This window comes from Pseudomonas sp. 10(2024), from assembly GCF_045164175.1.
In the GTDB taxonomy this organism is placed as follows: Bacteria; Pseudomonadota; Gammaproteobacteria; order Pseudomonadales; family Pseudomonadaceae; genus Aquipseudomonas; species Aquipseudomonas alloputida.
On record NZ_CP174006.1, the window covers coordinates 1,088,588 to 1,112,855 of the forward strand.

Annotated in this window: 25 protein-coding genes; 15 read left to right on the forward strand and 10 right to left on the reverse strand. The window is 61.8% G+C overall.

Annotation, left to right across the window (positions count from 1 at the left end; translation table 11 throughout):
- Nucleotides 1-525 carry an HAD family hydrolase gene (locus ACI7M0_RS04895; RefSeq protein ID WP_014589828.1) on the reverse strand — a complete coding sequence of 175 codons (525 nt, stop codon included), beginning with the start codon at nucleotides 523-525 and terminating at the stop codon, nucleotides 1-3.
- A 12-nt stretch (nucleotides 526-537) separates the two neighbouring features.
- Nucleotides 538-1,512, reverse strand: coding sequence for an SIS domain-containing protein (locus ACI7M0_RS04900; protein ID WP_010952149.1), 975 nt, complete (start codon nucleotides 1,510-1,512; stop codon nucleotides 538-540).
- Between the two features lie 248 nt (nucleotides 1,513-1,760).
- On the opposite strand from ACI7M0_RS04900, the gene ACI7M0_RS04905 reads away from it, so the two are divergent.
- From ACI7M0_RS04905 to hisC, 10 genes are all read left to right on the forward strand, one after another.
- Entirely contained in the window at nucleotides 1,761-2,570 is an 810-nt protein-coding gene (locus tag ACI7M0_RS04905; protein WP_010952150.1) for an ATP-binding cassette domain-containing protein, read from the forward strand.
- On the forward strand, nucleotides 2,570-3,367 hold the full coding sequence (mlaE, locus tag ACI7M0_RS04910; protein WP_020192840.1) for a lipid asymmetry maintenance ABC transporter permease subunit MlaE: 798 nt from the start codon (nucleotides 2,570-2,572) through the stop codon (nucleotides 3,365-3,367). The genes ACI7M0_RS04905 and mlaE overlap by 1 nt, the downstream gene beginning before the upstream one ends.
- Entirely contained in the window at nucleotides 3,367-3,852 is a 486-nt protein-coding gene (gene mlaD, locus ACI7M0_RS04915) for an outer membrane lipid asymmetry maintenance protein MlaD (RefSeq protein ID WP_014755441.1), read from the forward strand. Before mlaE ends, mlaD begins: the two co-directional genes overlap by 1 nt.
- 9 nt (nucleotides 3,853-3,861) lie before the next feature.
- Nucleotides 3,862-4,509: a phospholipid-binding protein MlaC gene (locus tag ACI7M0_RS04920; RefSeq protein ID WP_010952153.1), complete on the forward strand. Its 648-nt coding sequence runs from the start codon at nucleotides 3,862-3,864 to the stop codon at nucleotides 4,507-4,509.
- Nucleotides 4,506-4,808 carry a lipid asymmetry maintenance protein MlaB gene (locus tag ACI7M0_RS04925; protein WP_003255122.1) on the forward strand — a complete coding sequence of 101 codons (303 nt, stop codon included), beginning with the start codon at nucleotides 4,506-4,508 and terminating at the stop codon, nucleotides 4,806-4,808. The genes ACI7M0_RS04920 and ACI7M0_RS04925 overlap by 4 nt, the downstream gene beginning before the upstream one ends.
- A gap of 117 nt (nucleotides 4,809-4,925) precedes the next feature.
- Nucleotides 4,926-5,165, forward strand: a complete 240-nt coding sequence (locus ACI7M0_RS04930) for a BolA family protein (RefSeq protein ID WP_003255121.1) — start codon at nucleotides 4,926-4,928, stop codon at nucleotides 5,163-5,165.
- A 23-nt stretch (nucleotides 5,166-5,188) separates the two neighbouring features.
- Nucleotides 5,189-6,454, forward strand: coding sequence for a UDP-N-acetylglucosamine 1-carboxyvinyltransferase (gene murA, locus ACI7M0_RS04935; RefSeq protein ID WP_003255119.1), 1,266 nt, complete (start codon nucleotides 5,189-5,191; stop codon nucleotides 6,452-6,454).
- A gap of 91 nt (nucleotides 6,455-6,545) precedes the next feature.
- Nucleotides 6,546-7,181 (forward strand): ATP phosphoribosyltransferase, encoded by a 636-nt coding sequence (gene hisG / locus ACI7M0_RS04940; protein ID WP_003255118.1) that lies wholly within the window; start codon nucleotides 6,546-6,548, stop codon nucleotides 7,179-7,181.
- A 286-nt stretch (nucleotides 7,182-7,467) separates the two neighbouring features.
- Entirely contained in the window at nucleotides 7,468-8,793 is a 1,326-nt protein-coding gene (gene hisD, locus ACI7M0_RS04945) for a histidinol dehydrogenase (RefSeq protein ID WP_003255117.1), read from the forward strand.
- A gap of 2 nt (nucleotides 8,794-8,795) precedes the next feature.
- Nucleotides 8,796-9,842 carry a histidinol-phosphate transaminase gene (gene hisC / locus ACI7M0_RS04950; protein WP_104960859.1) on the forward strand — a complete coding sequence of 349 codons (1,047 nt, stop codon included), beginning with the start codon at nucleotides 8,796-8,798 and terminating at the stop codon, nucleotides 9,840-9,842.
- A 359-nt stretch (nucleotides 9,843-10,201) separates the two neighbouring features.
- On the opposite strand, the gene ACI7M0_RS04955 is transcribed toward hisC, so the two are convergent.
- Both ACI7M0_RS04955 and ACI7M0_RS04960 read right to left on the reverse strand, forming a co-directional pair.
- Complete coding sequence (locus ACI7M0_RS04955; protein WP_405314606.1) at nucleotides 10,202-11,260, reverse strand: IS110-like element ISPpu11 family transposase; 1,059 nt, start codon at nucleotides 11,258-11,260, stop codon at nucleotides 10,202-10,204.
- Nucleotides 11,261-11,691: 431 nt separating this feature from the next.
- Nucleotides 11,692-12,876 (reverse strand): alkaline phosphatase family protein, encoded by a 1,185-nt coding sequence (locus tag ACI7M0_RS04960; protein WP_129933779.1) that lies wholly within the window; start codon nucleotides 12,874-12,876, stop codon nucleotides 11,692-11,694.
- A 139-nt stretch (nucleotides 12,877-13,015) separates the two neighbouring features.
- Here ACI7M0_RS04960 and ACI7M0_RS04965 point away from each other — a divergent pair, with 139 nt between their 5' ends.
- From ACI7M0_RS04965 to ACI7M0_RS04980, 4 genes are all read left to right on the forward strand, one after another.
- Nucleotides 13,016-13,666 carry a FadR/GntR family transcriptional regulator gene (locus ACI7M0_RS04965; protein WP_010952159.1) on the forward strand — a complete coding sequence of 217 codons (651 nt, stop codon included), beginning with the start codon at nucleotides 13,016-13,018 and terminating at the stop codon, nucleotides 13,664-13,666.
- Nucleotides 13,667-13,679: 13 nt separating this feature from the next.
- Nucleotides 13,680-14,960, forward strand: a complete 1,281-nt coding sequence (locus tag ACI7M0_RS04970; protein ID WP_064493186.1) for an MFS transporter — start codon at nucleotides 13,680-13,682, stop codon at nucleotides 14,958-14,960.
- A gap of 109 nt (nucleotides 14,961-15,069) precedes the next feature.
- Entirely contained in the window at nucleotides 15,070-15,546 is a 477-nt protein-coding gene (locus ACI7M0_RS04975) for a nuclear transport factor 2 family protein (RefSeq protein ID WP_010952161.1), read from the forward strand.
- Nucleotides 15,539-15,880 (forward strand): GIY-YIG nuclease family protein, encoded by a 342-nt coding sequence (locus tag ACI7M0_RS04980; protein WP_049586473.1) that lies wholly within the window; start codon nucleotides 15,539-15,541, stop codon nucleotides 15,878-15,880. Before ACI7M0_RS04975 ends, ACI7M0_RS04980 begins: the two co-directional genes overlap by 8 nt.
- On the opposite strand, the gene yejK is transcribed toward ACI7M0_RS04980, so the two are convergent.
- Complete coding sequence (yejK, locus tag ACI7M0_RS04985) at nucleotides 15,828-16,835, reverse strand: nucleoid-associated protein YejK (RefSeq protein WP_010952163.1); 1,008 nt, start codon at nucleotides 16,833-16,835, stop codon at nucleotides 15,828-15,830. The genes ACI7M0_RS04980 and yejK overlap by 53 nt on opposite strands.
- 369 nt (nucleotides 16,836-17,204) lie before the next feature.
- On the opposite strand from yejK, the gene ACI7M0_RS04990 reads away from it, so the two are divergent.
- Nucleotides 17,205-17,486 carry an HU family DNA-binding protein gene (locus ACI7M0_RS04990; protein ID WP_003255106.1) on the forward strand — a complete coding sequence of 94 codons (282 nt, stop codon included), beginning with the start codon at nucleotides 17,205-17,207 and terminating at the stop codon, nucleotides 17,484-17,486.
- A 47-nt stretch (nucleotides 17,487-17,533) separates the two neighbouring features.
- On the opposite strand, the gene rlmF is transcribed toward ACI7M0_RS04990, so the two are convergent.
- The 5 genes from rlmF to ACI7M0_RS05015 all read right to left on the reverse strand — a co-directional run bounded on the left by rlmF (nucleotide 17,534) and on the right by ACI7M0_RS05015 (nucleotide 24,035).
- Nucleotides 17,534-18,487, reverse strand: a complete 954-nt coding sequence (rlmF, locus tag ACI7M0_RS04995; RefSeq protein WP_010952165.1) for a 23S rRNA (adenine(1618)-N(6))-methyltransferase RlmF — start codon at nucleotides 18,485-18,487, stop codon at nucleotides 17,534-17,536.
- Between the two features lie 178 nt (nucleotides 18,488-18,665).
- A complete protein-coding gene (locus ACI7M0_RS05000; protein ID WP_020191205.1) occupies nucleotides 18,666-21,512 on the reverse strand; it encodes a valine--tRNA ligase in 2,847 nt (948 codons plus the stop codon).
- Between the two features lie 179 nt (nucleotides 21,513-21,691).
- Nucleotides 21,692-22,057 carry a DNA polymerase III subunit chi gene (locus ACI7M0_RS05005; RefSeq protein ID WP_129933780.1) on the reverse strand — a complete coding sequence of 122 codons (366 nt, stop codon included), beginning with the start codon at nucleotides 22,055-22,057 and terminating at the stop codon, nucleotides 21,692-21,694.
- A 5-nt stretch (nucleotides 22,058-22,062) separates the two neighbouring features.
- On the reverse strand, nucleotides 22,063-22,491 hold the full coding sequence (locus ACI7M0_RS05010) for a DNA polymerase III subunit chi (RefSeq protein WP_010952168.1): 429 nt from the start codon (nucleotides 22,489-22,491) through the stop codon (nucleotides 22,063-22,065).
- 50 nt (nucleotides 22,492-22,541) lie between these two features.
- Entirely contained in the window at nucleotides 22,542-24,035 is a 1,494-nt protein-coding gene (locus ACI7M0_RS05015; RefSeq protein ID WP_104960861.1) for a leucyl aminopeptidase, read from the reverse strand.
- Nucleotides 24,036-24,268 lie beyond the last annotated feature (233 nt).

A 24,268-nucleotide genomic window follows, 5' to 3' on the forward strand; every position in this document is an offset into this window, starting at 1 on the left:
TTACAGGTAGTTGGCGTTGGCAGCGTCCAGGGTGCCCTGGGCCTGCATGATCATTTCGCAGAATTCACGGGCCGCGCCTTCGCCGCCACGTGCCTGGGTCACGCCGTGGGCGTGCTGGCGTACGAACGGTGCGGCGTTGGCTACGGCCATGCCCAGAGCCACCCGGCGAATCACCGGCAGGTCGGGCAGGTCGTCGCCCAGGTAAGCCACTTGATCATAGCTTAGGCCCAGTTCGGCGAGCAGGCCGTCAAGCACCACCAATTTGTCCTCCCGGCCTTGGTAGAGGTGCGGGATACCGAGGTTCCTGGCCCGGCGTTCGACCACGGGGGTCTTGCGCCCGCTGATGATCGCGGTGGTCACGCCCGAGGCCATGAGCATCTTGATGCCCTGGCCGTCGAGGGTATTGAACGTCTTGAATTCGCTGCCATCCTCGAGGAAGTACAGGCGGCCGTCGGTGAGCACGCCGTCCACGTCGAACACTGCCAGCTTGATGCCTTTGCCGCGTTGCATGAGGTCCTGGTTCATTCCATCGCTCCTTTACATTACGCCGGCGCGCAGCAGGTCATGCATGTTCAGGGCGCCGGTCGGGCGGTCTTCACGGTCCACCACCACCAGGGCGTTGATCTTGTGGTCTTCCATTATCTTCAGGGCTTCGGCGGCGAGCATGTCGGCACGCGCAGTCTTGCCATGAACGGTCATGACCTGGTCGATCAGGGTGGTGTGCACATCGATATTGCGGTCCAGGCTGCGGCGCAGGTCACCGTCGGTGAAGATCCCGGCCAGTTTGCCATCGGCTTCGACGATCACGGTCATGCCCAAACCTTTGTGGGACATTTCCAGCAGCGCGTCCTTGAGCAGGGTGCCGCGTGGTACTTGAGGCAGGTCGTCGCCGGCGTGCATCACGTTCTCGACCTTCAGCAGCAGGCGGCGGCCCAGCGCGCCTCCCGGGTGCGAGAAGGCGAAGTCCTCGGCGGTGAAGCCGCGGGCTTCGAGCAAGGCGATGGCCAAGGCGTCGCCCAGTACCAGCGCTGCCGTGGTGGAGGAGGTGGGTGCCAGGTTCAGCGGGCAGGCCTCTTGTTCGACACGTGCGTCAAGGTTGACCTCGGCGGCCTGGGCCAGCGGCGAGTCCGGGTTGCCGGTCAGGCTGATCAGCTTGATGCCAAGGCGCTTGATGAACGGCAGCAGGGTGACGATTTCGGCGGTGCTGCCGGAGTTCGACAGCGCAAGGATGACATCATCACGGGTGATCATGCCCATGTCGCCATGGCTGGCTTCGGCCGGATGCACGAAAAACGCCGGTGTGCCGGTGCTGGCCAGGGTCGCGGCGATCTTGTTGCCGATGTGCCCGGACTTGCCCATGCCGACCACGACGACCCGGCCCTTGCTGGCCAGAATCAGTTCGCAGGCTTTGACGAAATTGTCGTCGATGCGCGCCAAAAGGGCCTCTACGGCCTCGAGTTCCAGGCGCAGAGTGCGTTGGGCGGATTGGATCAGCTCGCTGGATTGGCTCATGTCGAAAAAGCAATGCCTGATGAAAGGGCGACGATTATACGCGCAATGATGAAAACCCTCACCTCCTCGATTGTTGCAGTGAATACCACCAAAGCCTGTCCCGGGGCTGAACGACTGCTTGTCCGGCCTTGGGGCGTGGCTGTCAGCGGTGCTATAGTTCGCCGCTATTCGGCCTGTCAGGGGTGCGTGTGCCTTCCAGATGGAGGCCGGCGTCCATTAGGACGAGGCTGCATTAGCAAGGAGTCTAGATGAGTGTGGATAGCGCCTACGCGGTCGAGTTGAAGGGAGTAACCTTCAAACGTGGTTCGCGCAGCATTTTCAGCAACGTGGACATCAGCATCCCGCGCGGCAAGGTCACCGGCATCATGGGGCCATCGGGGTGCGGCAAGACCACGTTGCTCCGCCTGATGGGCGCACAGTTGCGCCCCTCGAGCGGTGAGGTATGGGTTGCCGGGCAGAACCTGCCGACGCTGTCGCGCAGCGACCTGTTCGACGCCCGCAAGCAGATGGGCGTGCTGTTCCAGAGCGGCGCGTTGTTCACCGACCTCGATGTGTTCGAGAACGTCGCGTTCCCGCTGCGCGTGCATACTCAGCTGTCGGACGAAATGATCCGTGACATCGTGTTGATGAAGCTGCAGGCCGTGGGCCTGCGCGGTGCCATCGACCTGATGCCCGACGAGCTGTCCGGTGGCATGAAGCGCCGTGTAGCGCTGGCCCGGGCGATTGCCCTGGACCCGCAGATCCTCATGTACGACGAACCGTTCGTCGGCCAGGACCCGATCGCCATGGGGGTACTGGTGCGCCTGATTCGCCTGCTCAACGATGCCCTGGGCATCACCAGCATCGTGGTTTCCCATGACCTGGCAGAAACCGCCAGCATCGCCGACTACATTTACGTGGTAGGTGACGGCCAGGTGCTGGGCCAGGGGACGCCTGATGAGCTGATGGGTTCGGACAATCCACGGATCCGCCAATTCATGAAAGGCGACCCGGATGGCCCGGTTCCCTTCCACTTTCCCGCGCCTGACTACCGCGCCGACCTGCTGGGGGCGCGTTGATGCGCAGAAAATCCTTACTCGAACGTGTCCGCCTGCTGGGCCGCTCGGCAATCGACGTGCTGGCCGTGCTCGGGCGTTCGTGCCTGTTCCTGTTCCATGCACTGGTCGGTCGCGGTGGTATTGGCGGCGGCTTCCAGCTGCTGACCAAGCAGTTGTACTCGGTGGGTGTGCTGTCGCTGGCGATCGTCGTCGTGTCCGGTGTGTTCATCGGCATGGTGCTGGCGCTGCAGGGCTACAGCATCCTGACCAAGTACGGCTCGGAGCAGGCGGTAGGGCAGATGGTCGCCCTGACCCTGCTGCGTGAACTTGGTCCGGTGGTAACGGCGTTGCTGTTCGCTGGGCGTGCCGGTTCCGCGCTGACCGCCGAAATCGGCAACATGAAGTCCACCGAGCAGTTGTCGAGCCTGGAAATGATCGGTGTCGACCCGCTCAAGTACATCGTTGCGCCACGCCTGTGGGCCGGTTTCATCTCGCTGCCGCTGCTGGCGCTGATCTTCAGCGTGGTCGGTATCTGGGGTGGCTCGTGGGTGGCGGTGGACTGGCTGGGTGTCTACGAGGGCTCGTTCTGGGCCAACATGCAGAACAGTGTTTCTTTCACTGACGACGTGCTCAACGGGCTGGTCAAGAGCGTGGTGTTTGCTTTCGTCTCGACCTGGATCGCCGTATTCCAGGGGTACGACTGTGAGCCCACCTCAGAAGGGATCAGTCGTGCAACCACCAAGACCGTGGTCTATGCCTCGTTGGCAGTGCTGGGTCTGGACTTTATTCTGACCGCCTTGATGTTTGGAGATTTCTGATGCAAAACCGCACCCTGGAAATCGGTGTCGGCCTGTTCCTCCTGGCCGGGATCCTGGCGCTGCTGCTGCTGGCCCTGCGTGTCAGCGGGCTGTCGGCCAGCCCGAGCAGCGATACCTATAAAGTTTATGCTTACTTCGACAATATCGCCGGTTTGACGGTCAGAGCTAAAGTGACCATGGCCGGTGTGACCATCGGCAAGGTCACCGCCATCGATCTGGACCGTGATTCCTACACCGGTCGGGTGACGTTGCAGCTGGACAAGTCGGTCGATAACCTGCCGACCGACTCCACTGCCTCGATCCTGACCGCCGGTTTGCTTGGTGAGAAGTACATCGGCATCAGCGTTGGCGGTGAAGACGACGTTCTCAAGGATGGTGCAACCATCCATGACACTCAGTCGGCACTGGTGCTGGAGGATCTGATTGGCAAGTTCCTGCTCAACTCTGTTGGCAAGGAACCGAAAGAAGCGCAACCGGCTAATTAAGGAGTACCCATGATTTCGATCCTGCGACGTGGCTTGCTGGTGCTGCTGGCGGCCTTCCCCCTGCTGGCCCTGGCTGTGCAGACACCGCACGAAGTGGTTCAAAGCACCACCAATGAACTGCTCGGTGACCTCAAGGCCAACAAGGAGCAGTACAAGTCCAACCCCAACGCCTTCTATGACTCGCTCAACCGCATTCTCGGCCCGGTGGTGGATGCTGACGGTATCTCGCGCAGCATCATGACCGTGAAATACTCCCGCAAGGCGACCCCGGAGCAGATGCAGCGCTTCCAGGAAAACTTCAAGCGCAGCCTGATGCAGTTCTATGGCAATGCCTTGCTCGAGTACAACAACCAGGGCATCACTGTCGACCCGGCTAAAGCCGATGACGGCAAGCGCGCCAGTGTCGGCATGAAGGTTACCGGCAACAACGGTGCCGTGTACCCCGTGCAGTACACCCTGGAGAACATTGGCGGCGAGTGGAAGGTGCGTAACGTGATCGTCAACGGCATCAACATCGGCAAGCTGTTCCGTGACCAGTTCGCCGATGCCATGCAGCGTAACGGCAATGACCTGGACAAGACCATCGACGGCTGGGCCGGCGAAGTGGCCAAGGCCAAGCAGGCTGCCGACAACTCGCCAGAGAAGAGCGTCAAATGAGTGAGGCCGCTGTAAGCATGGCAGAGCCGGGCGTGCTGCGTCTGGCTGGCGTGCTGGACTACCGCAGCGGCCCGGCCTTGCGCAAGCAAGGCAAAGTGCTGATCGATGGCTCGCGCGAGCCGCGACTGGTGCTTGATTGCTCGGCTGTCGAGAAGTCGTCGAGTGTCGGCCTGTCGCTACTGCTGGCGTACATGCGGGATGCTCAGGCCACTGGCAAGGCGTGCGAGGTGCGTGGCATGCCTGACGACATGCGGGAAATTGCCGAGGTCTATGATCTCGATGAAGTGCTGGCAAGCTAGTGGCCAGGCACGGATGATGACCCCTCGGTCAGCGAAGCCTTCGTTGGGCTTCGCAGGCGAGGGGCTTTTTTGTATGATGGCCGACCCGTGCGCATCGGGCGCCGATTGAGGTTGAGCATGCAGGCCGTAGAAGTTAAAAGCTTCCTTGAAGAGAAATTGCCGGGTTCCCGGGTCGAAGTTGAAGGCGAAGGCTGCAACTTCCAGTTGAACGTGATCAGCGACGAGTTGGCTGGCCTGAGTCCGGTCAAACGCCAGCAGGCGATCTATGCTCACCTGAATCCGTGGATCGCCAATGGCAGCATCCATGCGGTAACCATGAAATTTTTCAGCAGCGCAGCCTGGGCTGAGCGCACCTGAGCCAACTTGGCGGCGAGACTCCAATGGACAAACTGATTATTACTGGCGGCGCTCGCCTTGACGGCGAGATCCGCATTTCGGGCGCGAAGAACGCAGCCCTGCCGATTCTGGCAGCCACTCTGCTGGCCGATGGCCCGGTCACCGTGGGCAACCTGCCGCACCTGCACGACATCACCACCATGATCGAGCTCTTCGGGCGCATGGGCATCGAGCCTGTGATCGACGAAAAGCTGTCGGTGGAGATCGATCCACGCACCATCAAGACCCTGGTCGCGCCGTACGAGCTGGTCAAGACCATGCGCGCCTCGATCCTGGTGCTGGGCCCGATGGTTGCCCGTTTCGGCGAGGCCGAAGTGGCCCTGCCTGGCGGTTGCGCCATTGGTTCGCGCCCGGTCGATCTGCACATCCGTGGCCTTGAGGCCATGGGGGCGAAGATCGAAGTGGAAGGCGGCTACATCAAGGCCAAGGCGCCTGAAGGTGGCCTGCGTGGCGCGCACTTCTTCTTCGACACCGTCAGCGTGACCGGTACCGAGAACATCATGATGGCCGCTGCCTTGGCCAAGGGCCGCAGCGTGTTGCAGAACGCCGCGCGTGAGCCTGAAGTGGTCGACCTGGCCAACTTCATCAACGCCATGGGCGGGAACATTCAGGGCGCCGGTACCGACACCATCACCATCGATGGTGTCGAACGACTGGATTCGGCCAACTACCGCGTGATGCCGGACCGCATCGAGACCGGTACCTACCTGGTTGCCGCTGCCGTGACCGGTGGCCGCGTCAAGGTCAAGGACACCGACCCTACCATCCTTGAAGCCGTGCTTGAAAAACTCAAGGAAGCGGGTGCCGACATCAACACCGGCGAAGACTGGATCGAACTGGACATGCATGGCAAGCGGCCGAAAGCCGTCAACCTGCGTACTGCCCCGTATCCGGCGTTCCCGACCGACATGCAGGCGCAGTTCATCTCGCTGAATGCCATTGCCGAAGGCACTGGCGCGGTGATCGAGACCATCTTCGAAAACCGCTTCATGCATGTTTACGAAATGCACCGCATGGGCGCGCAGATCCAGGTCGAAGGCAACACCGCCATCGTCACTGGCGTCAAGGCGCTGAAGGGTGCCCCGGTCATGGCCACCGACCTGCGTGCTTCTGCCAGCCTGGTGCTGTCGGCGCTGGTTGCCGAAGGCGATACCCTGATCGATCGCATCTACCACATCGACCGTGGTTACGAGTGCATCGAGGAAAAACTGCAGATGCTCGGCGCGAAAATCCGCCGCGTACCGGGCTAGTACCCCGCGGGTGCAAGGACGCACCTTTTGAATTGAATGCGGCCAGGTCGATGACCTGGCCGGCAGCAGCCGCTTAAGGACCGACGTTCCAATGTTGACCATCGCGCTTTCCAAAGGCCGTATTCTCGACGATACCTTGCCGTTGCTCGCCGAGGCCGGCATCGTGCCGACCGAAAACCCGGACAAGAGCCGCAAACTGATCATCCCCACCACGCAGGACGATGTACGCCTGCTGATCGTGCGTGCCACCGACGTGCCGACCTATGTCGAGCATGGCGCTGCCGACCTGGGTGTGGCCGGCAAGGACGTGCTGATGGAGTACGGCGGCCAGGGCCTGTATGAGCCTCTGGACCTGCAGATTGCTCAATGCAAGCTGATGACCGCGGGCGTAGTCGGCGCAGCCGAGCCCAAGGGCCGCCTGCGCGTGGCCACCAAGTTCGTCAACGTAGCCAAGCGTTACTATGCCGAACAAGGTCGCCAGGTCGACATCATCAAGCTGTATGGCTCGATGGAGCTGGCACCGCTGATCAACCTTGCCGACAAGATCATCGACGTGGTCGACACCGGCAACACCCTGCGTGCCAACGGCCTGGAACCCCAGGAACTGATCGCCACGATCAGCTCTCGCCTGGTGGTCAACAAAGCCTCCATGAAAATGCAGCACGCCCGTATCCAGAGCCTGATCGACACGCTGCGTCAAGCGGTCGAATCGCGACACCGCGGTTGACTCCTGTGCGCGACCTTCGCTGTCGCGCCCGTCTATCCGCGTCATAGCCATTTTTCTCGGGTGCCCGCGCGGATGGACTGGTAGCTTGGGATTGTGCGAAAAGTCGCCGAGCGGCGATCATGCAAGAACGAAAACAGGCGAGGAACGGCCGGGGTCGCGCCCGACTTTGCTGGTTGCAAATGAGCATTCCGAGCCTGTTTTTAACGTAGCATGATCGTCGCGCAGGCACTTTTCGCACAATCCCCTAGGGCGCCTGAGCATTCGCTAATATTACGAGGCCCTCGCCATGACCGTGTCCACTGCAATTGCCCGTCTCAACGCCGCTGATCCGGATTTCGCCCGACATCTGGATCATCTGCTGAGCTGGGAAAGTGTGTCCGATGACGCGGTCAATCAGCGCGTGCTCGACATCATCAAGGCCGTGCGTGAACGCGGTGATGCGGCGCTGGTGGAATTCACCCAGCGTTTCGATGGTGTTGACGCCAAGTCGATTGACGACCTGATCCTCAATCGCGCGCGCCTGGAACTGGCGCTGACCCGTATTACCCCGGTCCAGCGCGAGGCCCTGGAAAAGGCCGCCAACCGTGTGCGCATTTATCACGAGCGGCAGAAGCAGGATTCCTGGCAGTACACCGAGGCCGACGGCACCGTGCTCGGCCAGAAGGTCACCCCGCTGGACCGTGCTGGCCTGTATGTGCCGGGCGGCAAGGCGTCGTACCCGTCGTCGGTGCTGATGAACGCCATCCCGGCCAAGGTCGCGGGCGTGGCTGAAGTGGTGATGGTGGTACCGACCCCGCGTGGTGAGGTCAACGAGCTGGTGCTGGCGGCTGCCTGCATCGCCGGTGTCGACCGGGTGTTCACCGTCGGTGGTGCCCAGGCCGTGGCTGCGCTGGCCTACGGTACTGAAAGCGTGCCGCAGGTGGACAAGATCGTCGGCCCGGGCAACATCTACGTTGCCACCGCCAAACGCCACGTGTTCGGCCAGGTAGGCATTGACATGATCGCCGGCCCCTCGGAAATTCTCGTGGTGTGCGACGGTCAGACCGACCCGGACTGGATTGCCATGGACCTGTTCTCCCAGGCCGAGCACGACGAAGACGCCCAGGCCATCCTGGTCAGCCCGGATGCCGCCTTCCTCGATCGTGTGGCTGCCAGCATCGACAAGCTGATGCCGACCATGGAACGTGCCGATATCATCGAGAAGTCGATCAATGGCCGTGGTGCGCTGATCCAGGTGCGTGACATGCAGCAGGCCATGGACGTGGCCAACCGCATTGCACCGGAGCACCTGGAGCTGTCGGTGGCCGACCCGCAAGCCTGGCTGCCACACATTCGCCACGCTGGCGCGATCTTCATGGGCCGCCACACCAGCGAAGCGCTGGGCGATTACTGCGCTGGCCCTAACCACGTGCTGCCCACTTCAGGTACCGCGCGTTTTTCGTCGCCGCTGGGGGTGTATGACTTCCAGAAGCGTTCGTCGATCATCTTCTGCTCCGAACAGGGCGCGTCCGAACTGGGCCACACTGCCTCGGTCCTGGCCCGTGGCGAGTCGCTGACCGCCCACGCCCGCAGCGCTGAATACCGTATTTTGACCCAAGAGAAGGGGAACTGAGCATGAGTCGATTCTGGAGCCCCTTCGTCAAGGACCTGGTGCCTTACGTGCCGGGCGAGCAACCCAAGCTGGCCCGCCTGGTCAAGCTGAACACCAACGAAAACCCCTATGGCCCGTCGCCCAAGGCGCTGGAGGCCATGCGCGGCGAGCTGAACGATAACCTGCGCCTGTACCCGGACCCGAACGGTGACCGTCTCAAGCAAGCGGTGGCCGAGTACTACGGCGTGACCCCGGCGCAGGTGTTTGTCGGCAACGGTTCGGACGAGGTGCTGGCGCACATCTTCCACGGCCTGTTCCAGCACGATGCGCCGCTGCTGTTCCCGGACATCAGCTACAGCTTCTACCCGGTCTACTGTGGCCTGTACGGCATTGCCTTCGAACAGGTGGCGCTGGATGAGCAGTTCCAGATCCGCATTGAGGACTACAAAAAGCCCAACGCTGGCATCATCTTCCCCAACCCCAACGCGCCGACCGGTTGCCTGATGCCGTTGCAGGTGGTGGAGGAGTTGCTGCAGGCCAACCGTGATTCGGTGGTGGTGGTGGATGAGGCCTACATCGATTTCGGTGGTGAAACGGCGATCAGCCTGGTGGACCGCTACGATAACCTGCTGGTTACCCAGACGCTGTCGAAGTCGCGCTCGCTGGCGGGGCTGCGAGTTGGCCTGGCGGTGGGGCATCCGGACCTGATCGAGGCGTTGGAGCGGATCAAGAACAGCTTCAACTCCTATCCACTGGACCGTGCAGCTATCGTCGGCGCGGCGGTGGCGTTCGAAGACCGTGAGTACTTCGAGGAAACCTGCCGCAAGGTAATAGACAGCCGCGAGGTGTTGGTCGGTCAGCTGCAGGCCAAGGGCTTTGAGGTGCTGCCGTCGGCGGCCAACTTCATCTTCGCCCGCCACCCGCAGCAGGATGCCGGCGAGCTGGCGGCACGCTTGCGCGAGCAGGGCGTGATCGTGCGTCACTTCAAGCAGCCGCGTATTGCCCAGTTCCTGCGGATTACCATCGGTACGCCGGAAATGAACCAGGCGCTGCTGGATGCGTTGAGCTGACGTGTAGGAGCGGGTTTACCCGCGAATACGGTAGCGGCGGCAGCGGCGAACGGTCGGTGGAAATTGGCCAGCAGGCCCGGCCCCTTCGCGGGTGAACCCGCTCCTATGTATGGACTCGCCCACACTGTCTAGCTGCTTTTTTGAACATAGGAACCCGGTTGCATCTATGTATCAGGCCTGTTCGAGGAAGCTTTTTGCTTCTGGCCAACATCGTGGTGAGCTCGCAGTGTGCCGTTTACATTGAGGCCACTATCAGGCCTGTAGGAGCGGAGGCATCGGTCTGCGACGGTCTTACCTAGGGTCAATGTTCACTAGCAGGGGTTGGAGCGCCTAGCGCCCCGGTGGCATTACCCGGTGGGTCAGAGGCTCATAGCCGCCTCCGGTTTTTCGTTCGGTTTGCGTTGGTAAACCTGATCGCTCTGTAACAGGGCCCAGATAATCCGCAGATTTCGATTAGCCAGCCTGATCGCCGCCTCCTTGCGCCCAAGGCGGGATAGCCAACGCAAGAGGCGGCGATCATCTGGCTGATCGGAATCAGGCCTTAGCTGGCTCAAGACGGAATGCGCGCCCTGGATCATCAGGCTGCGTATGTAGCCGTCACCGCGCTTGCTCATCTTGCCCAATCTGATTTTGTTTCCGCTGCTGTGCTGATCGGGCACGATACCGAAGAAGGCGGAATACATTCGGCCACTGGCGAAGCGGCTGGGGTCGGTCTGTTTCGCCACGATCGCCGTGGCAATGATAGGGCCGACGCCGCGAATGGTGATCAGTCGCTGAGCGACTTTATCCTCTTGGGCAGTCGCTTCGAGCCGGCGGCTCAGCGCCGCTATGCGTTCACCTAGAGACAACCAGTCCATCAGCAACTCATCGAGCAACTCGCGCAACAGGTCGGGTAGAGGCAAGGAAGCATCCTCAAGCGCCTGAGGCACATGCTTATTGATCGCGGCATCGCCCTGGGGCATGGATACGCCATGCTCGAGTAGCAAACCACGGATCTGATTACCCAGCGCGGTATGTCGCTTGATGTTACCGCGCCGGATACGGTGCAGCGCTTGAATAGCCAGTGCAGTGGTGCTCTTGATCGGTATCGAAGCGATGCTCGTATCGCGACCGGCACGCAAAATGGCATAGCAGTCGTTACGATCGTTCTTAGCACCGCTGCGATGTTCGGCGACACGTTGCGCCGGCAGGATGCGAACCGGATTACCTTTGGCCTGCAGCAGTCTGGCCCAGGCTTGCGCACCTGGGCCGCACTCCATCAAGACGGCCACGGTCGTTGGCAGCCTGAGCAGGAAATCGTGGAACGCTTGGCGGGATTTGATGCGATCTTCGTAGATCACCCGCCCAGTAGCGTCCTCGCCTGCTAATTGGAAGACCTGTTTGGCCAGGTCTACGCAGATGGTTGTGCAAAGCTCCACATCAGTGGAAGACAGGGAATCGTGTTTCGAACTATGCTTTTTCATGGTCTCGCCCTCGCTGCCGTTGGCTTCTTCGAACACCACCGTGGCACTGTGATGCCTCGGCGGGGGCGAGTCCATCGATTACAACAGCCTGTGCGCGTCCATCGTAGGAGCGGGTTTACCCGCGAATACGGTAGCGGCGGCAGCGGCGAACGGTCGGTGGAAATTGGCCAGCAGGCCCGGCCCATTCGCGGGTGAACCCGCTCCTACAACAGCCTGTGCGCGTCCAATGTAGGAGCGGGTTTACCCGCGAATACGGTAGCGGCGGCAACGGTGAATGGCGGGTGGTAATTGGCCAGCAGGTCCGGCCCTTTCGCGGGTGAACCCGCTCCTACGGGGGGGGGCGCGCAAGCCCTTGAGGAACGACAGAGCTGTTGCTTCCCAAGGGCTTAATAGCGGCGGTCTTCGATTACAAACGGCTTGGCTGCCGGCCTGTTGCGCACTGCCGCCGGTGTACCATCCAGTACCAGTGCATAATCGTTCTGCTTGTCCATCCCCTCCGGATCGGTCCATTGCTCGTCTCTGGCCGCAACCTGGGCAACCACATGGCCGTTCTTGATAATGGTCAGATAACCCTTGGCGTTACTGTTCCAGCGTAGCCGTCCTTTGTTTTCATCGGCCCGCGCCTTGCGCACGCCGGTATCACCCAGTAAAGGCGTGCCGTCCAATAGCCATTCCGGCTGCAGCTTGAGGCCCATGTGGCGCAGCACCGTGGGCGCTACCGAGGTCTGCGCGGGAAGCCCGTACAGACCGCCGGGCCCAGGCATTTCCACAGGAATGCTCAGCTCGGTCAGTTCCTGATTCAACGGTTTGTTGCTGGCGATGAAGATGCTCTTTTCCTGCTCCGAAGCGCCGCCATGGCCTTTGCCCCAATAGTCCCGGCCATGGTTGGTACTGACGAGTACCAGCCAGTCTTCCTGTGGGAACATGCGACGCCGCTGGCCTACCTTGTCCAACAGCCGCCCGATCTCGCTGTCGGCCTTGCGCAACGCCTGCGCATAGCGCTCACCATAACCCCTGTGATGGCCAATCTGGTCAGGTTCGTCCAATTGAATGAACGTGAAATCAGCGGGTGTGTCGCCGAGGATCTGCAACGTTCGTTCAATCACTTGTTCATCTGGCAAACCACTTTCGCGTACATCGGCGCCATGGGCGTCCTCCAGCAGAAATGCCGTGTTGATGGGCGACCAGTTGACGATGCTGGAGAGGTAGGCATTGGGGTAGGCCAGGCGTAGCCGCTTGAACAGGCTAGGAAACGCCGGGTTTACCCGTTGCGAGTCGTCGTCCGATTCAACGCCATGCTTGTCGCTCCACACGCCGGTCAGCAAAGTGATCCAGCCTGGGCCACTCAAGGTGGGTTGCTCGCTGGCTTTACCATTGATCCCCCCGGCGTAAGCCTTGCCGTAGTGCAGCCGCTGTTTCAGGTTGGTCGCATCGCCCAATTGCAGGTACTGCTGCAATTGCACGCCGTCAAGGCCGATGAGCAAGGTTTTAGGGCGGCTCGGGTGCCGGGCCGGGTCACAGCCCGGCTGCAGGGCCAGGAACAGCAATAACAGCAAACTTGCCAGTCGCATGGGGTCGCATCCTTGAAAGCACGCAACGAGCGTTGCAACAAAGTGGCATGCCCACAACTGGCAGAAATACCAGGTGGTTTACCTCTTTGCCTGCAATCCAGTAAGCTGCATCAATTCGTCGGATGATTGGTTGAGTGGCATGAATACAGAGCTGACCAAGCGCTCCCTGGTGGAGTTGGCGGTAGAGCGCATGCGCGAATGCATCGTGCTGGGCGATTGGCAGGTCGGTCAGCGCCTGCCTACCGAGCCAGAGCTTGCCTTGCAGCTGGGCATCAGCCGCAACACCGTGCGTGAGGCCATGCGCGTGCTGGCGTTCAGTGGCCTGGTGGAAATTCGCCAGGGCGACGGCAGCTACCTGCGCACTGCCCAGGACCCGCTGCAGGCGGTGCACGCGATGTCCCGGTGTACGCCCGAGCAGGCCCGTGAAACCCGCCATATTCTCGAGGCGGAGGCCGTCGGGCTGGCGGCCTTGCGCCGTACCGATGCCGACCTGCAAGCGCTACGGGATGCCCTGGAAGGCAGTGCCGGGCATTTTCACGGCGATGTCGATGCCTATGTGGCCTGCGACCTGGTGTTCCACCAGCGGCTGGTCGATGCCGCCCACAACCCGGCATTAAGCGAGCTTTACCGTTACTTTTCCGGGGTCGTGGCTGCCGCGCTGCAACACAATATGGCCACCGTTCCGCGCTGCCAGGCCACGTTCGACTTGCATGGACAGATCCTCGACGCCATCGAGCAACGTGACGCTGAACGGGCCAAGCGCCTGACCCGTATCCTCATTGAATCCTGAGACCGAGAAGGCCATGGCTGAATCCATCACCCGTAATTCCCCGTCGAACGAGCGGGATCTCGATGAGCTGCTGATCGACGCTGAAGCTGACGACGAACAGGTCCAGCAGCAGGCTGTGGTGTTGCGGCGGCCCTGGCTGTTGCTGCTGGGCCTGGTGCTGGTGGCTTTGAACCTGCGCCCGGCATTGTCGAGCATGGCGCCGGTGCTGGGCCAAGTATCTGAAGGCTTGGGGCTGAATGCTTCACAGGCTGGCTTGCTGACCACCTTGCCGGTGCTCTGCCTTGGCCTGTTTGCTCCCTTGGCGCCGTTGCTGGCGCGGCGCTTTGGCAGCGAGCGAGTGATTCTTGGCATCCTCCTCACTCTGGCACTTGGCCTTGTGGTACGAAGTACCTTTGGGGCAATCGGGGTGTTCCTCGGCAGCCTGATGGCGGGGGCCAGCATCGGCATTATCGGCGTATTGTTACCCGGTATCGTCAAGCGCGACTTTCCACAGCACGCTGGCACGCTGACCGGTGTATACACCATGGCGTTATGCCTGGGCGCGGCCATGGCCGCAGGTGCCACCGTACCTTTGGCCCAGCATTTCGACGGCAGCTGGGCACTGGGGTTGGGCTTCTGGGTGCTGCCGGCTTTGCTGGCCATGCTGGTGTGGCTGCCACAGGCCCGTCAGGGGCATGGCCTGCACAAGGTGGCCTATCGCGTGCGAGGCTTGTGGCGTGACCCACTGGCCTGGCAGGTGACCCTGTATATGGGCCTGCAGTCATCACTGGCTTACATCGTGTTCGGTTGGTTGCCATCGATCCTGATCGGCCGCGGCCTCACCCCGACCGAGGCAGGGTTGGTGCTGTCAGGGTCGGTAATCGTGCAGTTGATCAGTTCGCTCAGCGCCCCCTGGCTGGCCACCCGCGGCAAGGACCAGCGGCTGGCAATCGTGGTGGTCATGTCGGGCACGCTGGCGGGGCTGTTCGGTTGCCTGTATGCGCCACTTTCCGGACTGTGGGGGTGGGCCATTGTGCTGGGCCTGGGGCAGGGCGGTACCTTTGCCCTGGCGCTGACCTTGATCGTGCTGCGCTCGAAGGACGCCCACGTGGCGGCGAACTTGTCGAGCATGGCCCAAGGGGTGGGTTATACCCTGGCCTCGATGGGGCCTTTTGCGGTGGGGCTGGTGCATGACCTGACCGGCGGCTGGACGGCACTGGGTTGGATTTTTGCGGTGCTGGGCGTTGGCGCCGTGGTGTTCGGGCTGGGTGCCGGGCGGGCGTTGCATGTGCAGGTGACCTGCGAAAAAGTCTGAGGCCTGTTTTAGCAGTCCCGTCCTCGTGCCTGCCAAGAGGGCGGGACTGGCATAAGCCACCGGGGCAGATTATCGTGCAGTTTTCGAACCTAGGACGGACCAGCCCCCAATGAGCGATGCCAACCGCGCCCTGATCACCCGTTTCTACCAGGCTTTCCAGCGCCTGGATGCCGACGCCATGCTGGCCTGCTACAGCGACGATATCGTTTTCAGCGACCCGGTGTTCGGCACCCTGCGCGGCAAGGACGCAGGCGATATGTGGCGGATGCTCACCACCCGCGCCAAGAACTTCACCCTGACATTCGACAGCATACGCGCAGATGAGCACAGTGGCAGCGCGCACTGGGTGGCTACCTACCTGTTCAGCCAGACCGGCCGTGTTGTGGTCAACGATATCCAGGCACGCTTTGTCATTCGTGATGGGCTGATTTGCCAGCATGACGACACCTTTGACCTGTGGCGCTGGTCGCGGCAAGCGTTGGGTGTTCCTGGAATGCTGCTGGGGTGGTCGCCGCTGATGCAGAACAAGGTCCGCCTGCAGGCATTCAAGGGGTTGCGCGCATTCCAGCAGGCCCAGGGTGAGTGAAGTCGTCGAACCTGCAATGGGTAAGCCCTGGTTTGTCTATCTGGTAAGGGCTGCCAATGGCTCGTTGTATTGCGGCATCAGCGATGACCCGCAGCGTCGGTTCGCCGCGCATCAGAAAGGGCAGGGCGCCCGCTATTTCAAGACCAGCCCGGCCCAGGCGCTGGTGTATGTGGAGCAGTGGCCGGACAAGAGCGCGGCGCTGCGCCAGGAGCGGTTGGTGAAACGGCTGCGCAAGTCGGCGAAGGAGGCACTGGTGGCCTCCTTTGGCGGCTTGGGGGAAATCAGTCCTTGCGGCGCTTCAGCTGATCCACCAAGGTTGTCGGCAGCCCCTTGATGATCAAGGTCCCCGCCGCTTCGTCATACTCCACCTTGTCCCCCAGCAAATGTGCCTCGAAGCTGATCGACAGCCCCTCGGCACGCCCGGTGAAACGGCGGAACTGGTTGAGGGTGCGTTTGTCAGCAGGAATTTCCGGCGACAGGCCGTAGTCCTTGTTGCGGATGTGGTCGTAGAACGCTTTGGGGCGGTCCTCGTCGATCAGGCTGGACAGCTCTTCGAGCGTCACCGGCTCGCCCAGCTTGGTCTGGGTGGTGGCGTACTCGACCAGGGTCTGGGTCTTTTCGCGGGCGGATTCTTCCGGCAGGTCTTCGCTTTCGACGAAATCGCTGAAGGCCTTGAGCAGGGTGCGGGTTTCGCCCGGGCCGTCGACGCCTTCCTGGCAGCCTATGAAGTCGCGGAAGTAATCCGACACCTTCTTGCCGTTCTTGCCCTTGATGAACGAAATATACTGCCTGGAGTTCTGGTTGTTCTTCCACTCCGACAGGTTGATGCGTGCTGCCAGGTGCAGCTGGCCGAGGTCGAGGTGACGGGAAGGGGTCACGTCGAGCTGGGCATTCACCGCCACGCCTTCGCTATGGTGCAGCAGGGCGATCGCCAGGTACTCGGTCATGCCTTGCTGATAGTGGGCAAACAGGATGTGGCCGCCGGTGGACAGGTTGGACTCTTCCATCAGCTTCTGCAGATGCTCGACAGCCACGCGGCTGAAGGCGGTGAAGTCTTTTTCTTCATCCAGGTACTGCTTCAGCCAGCCACTCAGCGGGTAGGCGCCCGATTCGCCGTGGAAAAAGCCCCAGGCCTTGCCTTGCTTGGCGTTGTAGCTGTCATTGAGGTCGGCCAGGAGGTTTTCGATGGCATCGGAGGCAGCCAGTTCGGAGTCGCGAGCATGCAGTACGGCGGGGCTGCCATCGGGCTTTTTGTCGATCAGGTGAACGATGCAATGACGGATTGGCATGGAATTCTCGGCGAGCTGCAAAAGTTGCCAAGTTTAACCTAGACCTGAGGTGATGCAGTGGCCGTATGTTGGCAGATATGTCGGTTGTTCGTTTTTTGTTCAATTTTCTGTGTTTTCAGCTGAAACCCCCGAAAAACCTGCATTTAATCAAAGTGCGAAGCGGATATTTATCCATTCATGTGGTAGTTTTGCGCGGTCTTGCGCCCCTCGTGTGCGCATTGCTGGCAGCAAGCTTTCGTCGTGTCGAACCAAACGCCGATTTTCGTATCTACATACGCAATTGGCGCGGCCCTCCATTTCAAGGGGCTGGCCCGATAACGTCGTAGTCCGCTGCTTAACCATCGAATTTGATAGGGAAGGAACACCACCATGGCATTGACCAAAGACCAACTGATTGCCGACATCGCCGAATCGATCGCCGCGCCAAAAGCCACCGCCAAGAACGCTCTGGAGCAACTGGGCCAGATCGTTGCTGACCAACTGGAAAACGGCGCTGAAATCACTCTGCCAGGCATCGGCAAGCTGAAAGTCTCCGAGCGTCCTGCCCGTACCGGCCGCAACCCTTCGACTGGCGCTGCCATCGAAATCGCTGCCAAGAAAGTCGTCAAGTTCGTTCCAGCCAAAGTGCTGACCGACGCCATCAACAAGTAATTGTTGCTTTGACGAAACCGCGCCCGGCTTGCCCGGGCGCGGTTTTTTCATGCCTGTGATTTACGCTGGGCGTGCCAGGCTTGGCGTGCGGCGTCGTCAAGGAAGCTCCAGGCGACCATGCGGCTCTGTTTCTGCCCCTGGCCCATCTCAATGATGCGTACGGCCTTGGCGCCGGACTTCTTCAACGCGGCTTCGATGCCCGGCAGGTTGCTGGCCTTGGACACCAGGCTGGTGAACCAAAGTACCCGTTCGGCGTACTGCACGCTTTCGCCGATCAGCTGGGTGACAAAGCGGATTTCGCCACCCTCGCACCACAGTTCATTGTTCTGGCCACCGAAGTTCAGCACGGGCAGCTTGCGTTTGGGGTCCTGTTTGCCGAGGTTCTTCCATTTGCGCTGGCTGCCGCGGGTGGCTTCGTCGCGTGAGGCATGGAAGGGCGGGTTGCACAGGGTCAGGTCGAAGCGTTCGCCCTCCTGCAGCAGGCCGCTGAGGATGTGCGCTCGGTTGGCCTGCTGGCGCAGGGTAATGGCTTTGCCCAGGCCATTGGCCTGGACGATAGCCTTGGCCGAGGCCAGCGCCACCGGGTCGATGTCCGAACCGAGGAAGCGCCAGCGGTAGTCACTGTAGCCCAGCAGTGGATAGATGCAGTTGGCCCCCACGCCGATGTCCAGCGCGCGCACTTGGGCACCCCTTGGGACGTCGCCGGCATTGTCATCGGCCAACAGATCGGCGGCTACGTGGATGTAGTCGGCACGGCCAGGAATGGGCGGGCACAGGTAATCGGCTGGGATGTCCCAGTGCTGGATGCCGTACTGGGCCTTGAGCAGTGCACGGTTGAACACGCGGACGGCTTCGGGGTTGGCAAAGTCGATGCTGGGCTTGCCGTGGGGGTTGGTGATGGTGAAACGGGCCAGATCAGGGTGGGCCTTGATCAGGCTGGGGAAGTCGTAGCGACCCTGGTGGCGGTTGCGCGGGTGCAGGGTGGGTTTGTTCGGGGTCATGGCAGTGTCCAGCCCTATACGAGCGGTGGCTTGAAGACCCTGGAGCTGCTACGCAGCCCTTTTGCGACACAAGGCCGCTCCCACAGGAGGGTGGCGCCTTGAAGGTTGGCGCCGTCCTGTGGGAGCGGCCTTGTGTCGCGAAAGGGCCGTGCAGCGGCCCCAACGGTCTCTCTAGTGATTACAGCGCTGCAATCCGCGCATGCTGCTCGGTGAAGTTGGCCAGGGCCTGTTCGGACTCGGCCAGCTTGGCGCGTTCCTTCTCGATCACCGCAGGCGGGGCCTTGTCGACGAAGGCTGCGTTGGACAGCTTGCCGCCAACACGTTGCACTTCACCTTGCAGACGCTGGATTTCCTTGTTCAGGCGCGCCAGCTCGGCATCCTTGTCGATCAGCCCGGCCATTGGCACCAGCACTTGCAGGTCACCTACCAGGGCGGTAGCGGACAGCGGCGCTTCGTCGGCATCACCCAGTACGGTGAACGACTCGACCTTGGCCAGCTTCTTCAGCAGCGCTTCGTTTTCCTGCAGGCGGCGCTGGTCGTCGGCGTTGGCGTTCTTCAGGAACAGCGGCAGCGGCTTGCCGGGGCCGATGTTCATTTCGGCGCGGATATTGCGCAGGCCGACCATCAACTCTTTCAGCCACTCGATGTCGCCTTCGGCAGCGGCGTCAATGCGTGCTTCGTTGGCCACTGGCCATGGCTGCAGCATGATGGTCTTGCCGTCGATGCCGGCCAGCGGCGCGATGCGCTGCCAGATTTCTTCGGTGATGAACGGCATGAACGGATGCGCAAGACGCAGTGCCACTTCCAGTACGCGCACCAGGGTGCGGCGAGTGCCGCGAGCGCGCTCTACCGGGGCATTTTCGTCCCACAGTACCGGTTTGGACAGCTCCAGGTACCAGTCGCAGTACTGGTTCCAGATGAACTCGTACAGCGCCTGGCTGGCCAGGTCGAAGCGGAACTGCTCCAGCTGGCGGGTTACTTCGGCTTCGGTACGCTGAAGTTGCGAGATGATCCAGCGGTCTGCCAGCGACAGCTCGTAGGCTTCGCCGTTCTGGCCGCAGTCTTCGCCCTTGTCCAGCACGTAGCGGGCAGCGTTCCAGATCTTGTTGCAGAAGTTGCGGTAGCCTTCGACGCGGCCCATGTCGAACTTGATGTCGCGGCCTGTCGAGGCCAGCGAGCAGAAGGTGAAGCGCAGGGCGTCGGTGCCGTAGCTGGCAATACCTTCGGGGAACTCGGCCTTGGTCTGCTTGGCGATCTTCTCGGCAAGCTTGGGCTGCATCATGCCGCTGGTGCGTTTTTCCAGCAGGGCGTCGAGGGTAATACCGTCGACGATGTCCAGCGGGTCCAGCACGTTGCCCTTGGACTTGGACATCTTCTGGCCCTGGCCGTCACGTACCAGGCCGTGCACGTACACGGTCTTGAACGGTACCTGCGGGGTGCCGTCTTCGTTCTTGATCAGGTGCATGGTCAGCATGATCATGCGCGCCACCCAGAAGAAGATGATGTCGAAGCCAGTCACCAGCACGTCGGTGGAGTGGAACTTCTTGAGGAATTCGGTCTGTTCCGGCCAGCCCAGGGTGGAGAATGTCCACAGGCCCGAGCTGAACCAGGTGTCGAGTACGTCGTCATCCTGACGCAGGACCACGTCGGCGCCCAGCTTGTGCTTGGCGCGCACTTCTTCCTCGTTGCGGCCAACGTAGACCTGGCCGGCCTCGTCGTACCACGCAGGAATGCGGTGGCCCCACCACAGTTGGCGGCTGATGCACCAGTCCTGGATATCGCGCATCCAGGAGAAGTACATGTTCTCGTATTGCTTGGGCACGAACTGGATGCGGCCATCTTCCACGGCGGCGATGGCAGGTTCTGCCAGCGGCTTGGTGGAAACGTACCACTGGTCGGTCAGCCACGGCTCGATGACCGTGCCGGAGCGGTCGCCTTTCGGCACTTTCAGGGCGTGGTCGTCGATGCTGACCAGCAGGCCCTGGGCGTCCAGGTCGGCGACGATCTGCTTGCGCGCGACAAAGCGGTCAAGGTTGGCGTACTGGGCCGGCAGTCGGGTGTCGACCTGCTCGTTAACGCTGCCGTCGAGGTTGAAGGCCTGGGCGCTGGCCAGCACGAAGGCGTTCTTGTCGAAGATGTTCAGCAGTGGCAGGTTGTGACGCTTGCCGACTTCGTAGTCGTTGAAGTCGTGGGCCGGGGTGATCTTCACGCAACCGGTACCGAACTCGGGGTCGCAGTAGTCATCGGCGATGATCGGGATGCGGCGGCCGACCAACGGCAGTTCGACGAATTTGCCGATCAGTGCCTGGTAGCGTTCGTCGTTCGGGTTGACGGCCACGGCAGCGTCACCCAGCAGGGTTTCCGGACGCGTGGTGGCAACTACCAGGTAGTCCTGGCCTTCGGCGGTCTTGGCGCCGTCGGCCAGTGGGTAGCGCAGGTTCCACAGGTGGCCTTTCTCGTCGTGGTTTTCCACTTCGAGGTCGGAGATGGCCGTGTGCAGCTTGGTGTCCCAGTTGACCAGGCGCTTGCCGCGGTAGATAAGGCCGTCTTCATGCAGGCGCACGAACGCTTCTTTTACCGCTTCGGAGAGGCCGTCGTCCATGGTGAAGCGCTCGCGGCTCCAGTCAACCGACGAGCCCAGGCGGCGAATCTGGCGGCTGATGTTGCCACCGGACTGATCCTTCCATTCCCAGACTTTTTCCAGGAACTTTTCGCGGCCCAGGTCATGACGGTTCTGGCCTTTGGCTTCAAGTTGGCGCTCGACCAGCATCTGCGTGGCGATACCCGCGTGATCGGTGCCTGGCTGCCACAGGGTGTCGCGGCCTTGCATGCGGCGGAAACGGATCAGGGCGTCCATGATCGCGTTGTTGAACCCGTGGCCCATGTGCAGGCTGCCGGTTACGTTCGGCGGCGGGATCATGATGGTGTAGGACTCGCCTGCACCTTGTGGAGCGAAATAGTTCTCGGACTCCCAGGTGTTGTACCAGGAAGTTTCGATTGCGTGCGGCTGGTAGGTCTTATCCATGCGCGGCGGGACCCTGTGCATTTATTCGGGAAAGCCGGGAAGTATAACCAAGCTGGGGGCCGCAGGCGACAAGCTGCTGACAACTGTCGGAACAGTGTCGCCTGTTTCGCGGGCAAAGCGCAGGCTTCGAACCTGTGGGAGCGGGCGCGCCCGCGAAGCAGGCGACACCGTTGCCGGTTCTACTCGGAACGCTTGATCAGCCGCTCGATCCGCGCATCCAGCCGGCGCTTGATTTCGTTCTCGATATGCGGGGTAAAGTCGTTGATCACGTCCTGCATGATCATCTGCGCTGCGGCGCGCAGCTCGCTTTCCAGGTGCAGCAGGGTGTCCTGGCGGCGGGTCTGCGGGTCGTCCTCGGGCTCGGCAGCTACCGGTTCGGCGGGCGCCGCGGGGTCGCTGGTGGCTTCGTCCAGCAGCAACGGAATCTGCTCTACCGTCTCGGTGAGCAGTGGCGGTTGCAGGTCGGCGTCGCCAAGCAGCTGACGGATCGACTCGAGGTCATCGAGCAGATGGGCGGAATCGGGCAAAGGGGAGGGCTTGTCCATCGTCGTCAAAGTCGCTGTAAGCGGTGGTCTTGCAGAGCATAGCCCTGTTCGCGGTAGAAACGGAATCGCTCACGGGCTGATTGGCGGATAGCCGGCTCTTCAACAACGATTTCGGCCACCCGCTCGAACTGCCCGACAAAGCCCGGCACGCTGGCGCCGAGGTTGATCAGCAGACCGTGGTGCTCGCCGGCGTTGTCAGCCAGGCCCAGAACCACGTCAGCATCGGCATGCACCTCGGCGAGGTCGTGGGGCACGAAGGCCTCGCCCTTGAAGCGCCACAGGCGTTGGTCCAGTTCACTGCGCTGTTCGGCATCCTGGCAGTGCAGATAGACCCGGTGGCCGAGGCGCCAGGCCTTCTCGCACAGCTTGCAGGCGAAATCGAGCCGCGCCGACAGCGAGTCGGTGGGCAGAATGTAGAAGTCGACTTTGCTCATGGTGGGAATCGCCGGCCGGTGGCGCGCAAGGCACCACCGGCTTCACGGCTTCAGGCGCCAGCGCGGTCCAGCAGGTACTGGGTCAGCAGAGGTACCGGGCGGCCAGTGGCGCCTTTGTCCTTGCCGCCACTGACCCAGGCGGTACCGGCAATGTCCATGTGCGCCCAGTTGTAGGCTTTGGCGAAGCGCGACAGGAAGCAACCCGCGGTGATCGTACCGGCCTTCGGCCCACCGATGTTGCCCATGTCGGCGAACGGGCTGTCCAGTTGCTCCTGATATTCCTCGAACAGCGGCAACTGCCAGGCACGGTCGTCGGCGCGCTTGCCGGCATCGAGCAACTGCCCGACCAGGTCGTCGTTATTGCCCATCAGGCCGGAGGTGTGGCTGCCCAGGGCGACGATGCAGGCGCCGGTCAGGGTGGCGATGTCGATGACCGCCTGCGGCTTGAAGCGCTCGGCGTAGGTCAGGGTGTCGCACAGCACCAGGCGGCCTTCAGCGTCGGTGTTGAGGATTTCCACGGTCTGGCCGCTCATGGTGGTGACGATGTCACCTGGGCGGGTTGCACCGCCGCTTGGCATGTTCTCGGCGCAGGCCAGCAGGCACACCAGGTTGATCGGCAGTTGCAGCTCGAGCACTGCACGCAGGGTGCCGAACACGCTGGCGGCGCCGCACATGTCGTACTTCATTTCATCCATGCCGGCGCCTGGCTTGAGGCTGATGCCGCCGGTGTCGAAGGTAATGCCTTTACCCACCAGCACGAATGGCTTGTCGGCCTTTTTGCCGCCCTGGTAATTGAGCACGATCAGGCGTGGCGGCTGGTCGCTGCCCTGGCCCACGGCGTAGAACGCGCCCATGCCCAGGTCCTTGATCTTTTTCTCGTCCAGCACTTCAACCTTGAGGGCCTTGTGCGCCTTGCCCAGCTCCTTCGCCTGTTCGGCCAGGTAGCTTGGGTGGCAAAGGTTGGGCGGCAGGTTGCCGAGGTCGCGGGTGAAGGCCATGCCGCTGGCGATGGCGCTGGCATGCTTGACCGCACGCTCGACTTCGGCCTGGCCGGCTTTGTCGGCCAGCAGGGTGACCTTTTTCAGCGCGCGCGGCTCTGCCTTCTGGCTCTTGAAACGGTCGAACACATATTCGCCGTCCAGCAGGGTTTCGGCCAGCAGGCGGTACTTGCCGTAATGGGCGTCGCGGTTGCTGACCGCGATATCGTCCAGGGCCAGTACTGCGTCAGCGCCGTTCAGGCCCTTGAGCACGCCAGCGACACTGGCTACCAGTTTGCGCCAGGCGCGGTCGCCCAGGGCTTCTTCCTTGCCGCTGCCCACCAGCAGCACGCGCTCGGCCTTCAGGCCCGGAAGGTTCTGTAGCAGCAGGGTCTGGCCCGGCTTGCCGGCCAGGTCGCCGCGCTTGAGCACGGCGCTGATGGCGCCTTCGCTGGCCTGGTCGACAGCCTGGGCAACAGCGCCGAGCTTGCGGTTTTCACCTACCGGAAGGACCAGTGTGGCGGTTTTTACGGATGCAGCAGCTACGCTTTTTACAACCAGTTCCATGTCAGGATCCCCGAATGATCGATACGTATGGCGCTGTGTGTTCCAGCGCTCTGGACGGGCCTGGCCGCGTCGTCGCGCACCAGCGGAAAAGCTGCCAGTTTGAGCCTGTGGCAAGCGTGCTGACAACCCCGATGTGCGCCTTCGTACGCGGCCAAGTGACAGGGGCGGTCAATCACAGGATAATGCGCGCACTTTACATGGAGGTTCGCCTTTGGCGAACCGGCATTGGTCTT

Coding starts and splice junctions, on each gene's coding strand:
- ACI7M0_RS05010 (WP_010952168.1), bottom strand. CDS start 22,491: ATGAGCAAAGTCGACTTCTACATTCTGCCCACCGACTCGCTGTCGGCG.
- ACI7M0_RS05000 (WP_020191205.1), bottom strand. CDS start 21,512: ATGGATAAGACCTACCAGCCGCACGCAATCGAAACTTCCTGGTACAAC.
- rlmF (WP_010952165.1), bottom strand. CDS start 18,487: ATGACCCCGAACAAACCCACCCTGCACCCGCGCAACCGCCACCAGGGT.
- ACI7M0_RS04970 (WP_064493186.1), top strand. CDS start 13,680: ATGGCTGAATCCATCACCCGTAATTCCCCGTCGAACGAGCGGGATCTC.
- hisC (WP_104960859.1), top strand. CDS start 8,796: ATGAGTCGATTCTGGAGCCCCTTCGTCAAGGACCTGGTGCCTTACGTG.
- ACI7M0_RS04900 (WP_010952149.1), bottom strand. CDS start 1,512: ATGAGCCAATCCAGCGAGCTGATCCAATCCGCCCAACGCACTCTGCGC.
- hisG (WP_003255118.1), top strand. CDS start 6,546: ATGTTGACCATCGCGCTTTCCAAAGGCCGTATTCTCGACGATACCTTG.
- ACI7M0_RS04920 (WP_010952153.1), top strand. CDS start 3,862: ATGATTTCGATCCTGCGACGTGGCTTGCTGGTGCTGCTGGCGGCCTTC.
- ACI7M0_RS04975 (WP_010952161.1), top strand. CDS start 15,070: ATGAGCGATGCCAACCGCGCCCTGATCACCCGTTTCTACCAGGCTTTC.
- mlaE (WP_020192840.1), top strand. CDS start 2,570: ATGCGCAGAAAATCCTTACTCGAACGTGTCCGCCTGCTGGGCCGCTCG.
- ACI7M0_RS05015 (WP_104960861.1), bottom strand. CDS start 24,035: ATGGAACTGGTTGTAAAAAGCGTAGCTGCTGCATCCGTAAAAACCGCC.
- mlaD (WP_014755441.1), top strand. CDS start 3,367: ATGCAAAACCGCACCCTGGAAATCGGTGTCGGCCTGTTCCTCCTGGCC.
- ACI7M0_RS05005 (WP_129933780.1), bottom strand. CDS start 22,057: ATGGACAAGCCCTCCCCTTTGCCCGATTCCGCCCATCTGCTCGATGAC.
- ACI7M0_RS04960 (WP_129933779.1), bottom strand. CDS start 12,876: ATGCGACTGGCAAGTTTGCTGTTATTGCTGTTCCTGGCCCTGCAGCCG.
- hisD (WP_003255117.1), top strand. CDS start 7,468: ATGACCGTGTCCACTGCAATTGCCCGTCTCAACGCCGCTGATCCGGAT.
- ACI7M0_RS04895 (WP_014589828.1), bottom strand. CDS start 525: ATGAACCAGGACCTCATGCAACGCGGCAAAGGCATCAAGCTGGCAGTG.
- ACI7M0_RS04965 (WP_010952159.1), top strand. CDS start 13,016: ATGAATACAGAGCTGACCAAGCGCTCCCTGGTGGAGTTGGCGGTAGAG.
- ACI7M0_RS04905 (WP_010952150.1), top strand. CDS start 1,761: ATGAGTGTGGATAGCGCCTACGCGGTCGAGTTGAAGGGAGTAACCTTC.
- ACI7M0_RS04990 (WP_003255106.1), top strand. CDS start 17,205: ATGGCATTGACCAAAGACCAACTGATTGCCGACATCGCCGAATCGATC.
- ACI7M0_RS04925 (WP_003255122.1), top strand. CDS start 4,506: ATGAGTGAGGCCGCTGTAAGCATGGCAGAGCCGGGCGTGCTGCGTCTG.
- murA (WP_003255119.1), top strand. CDS start 5,189: ATGGACAAACTGATTATTACTGGCGGCGCTCGCCTTGACGGCGAGATC.
- ACI7M0_RS04930 (WP_003255121.1), top strand. CDS start 4,926: ATGCAGGCCGTAGAAGTTAAAAGCTTCCTTGAAGAGAAATTGCCGGGT.
- yejK (WP_010952163.1), bottom strand. CDS start 16,835: ATGCCAATCCGTCATTGCATCGTTCACCTGATCGACAAAAAGCCCGAT.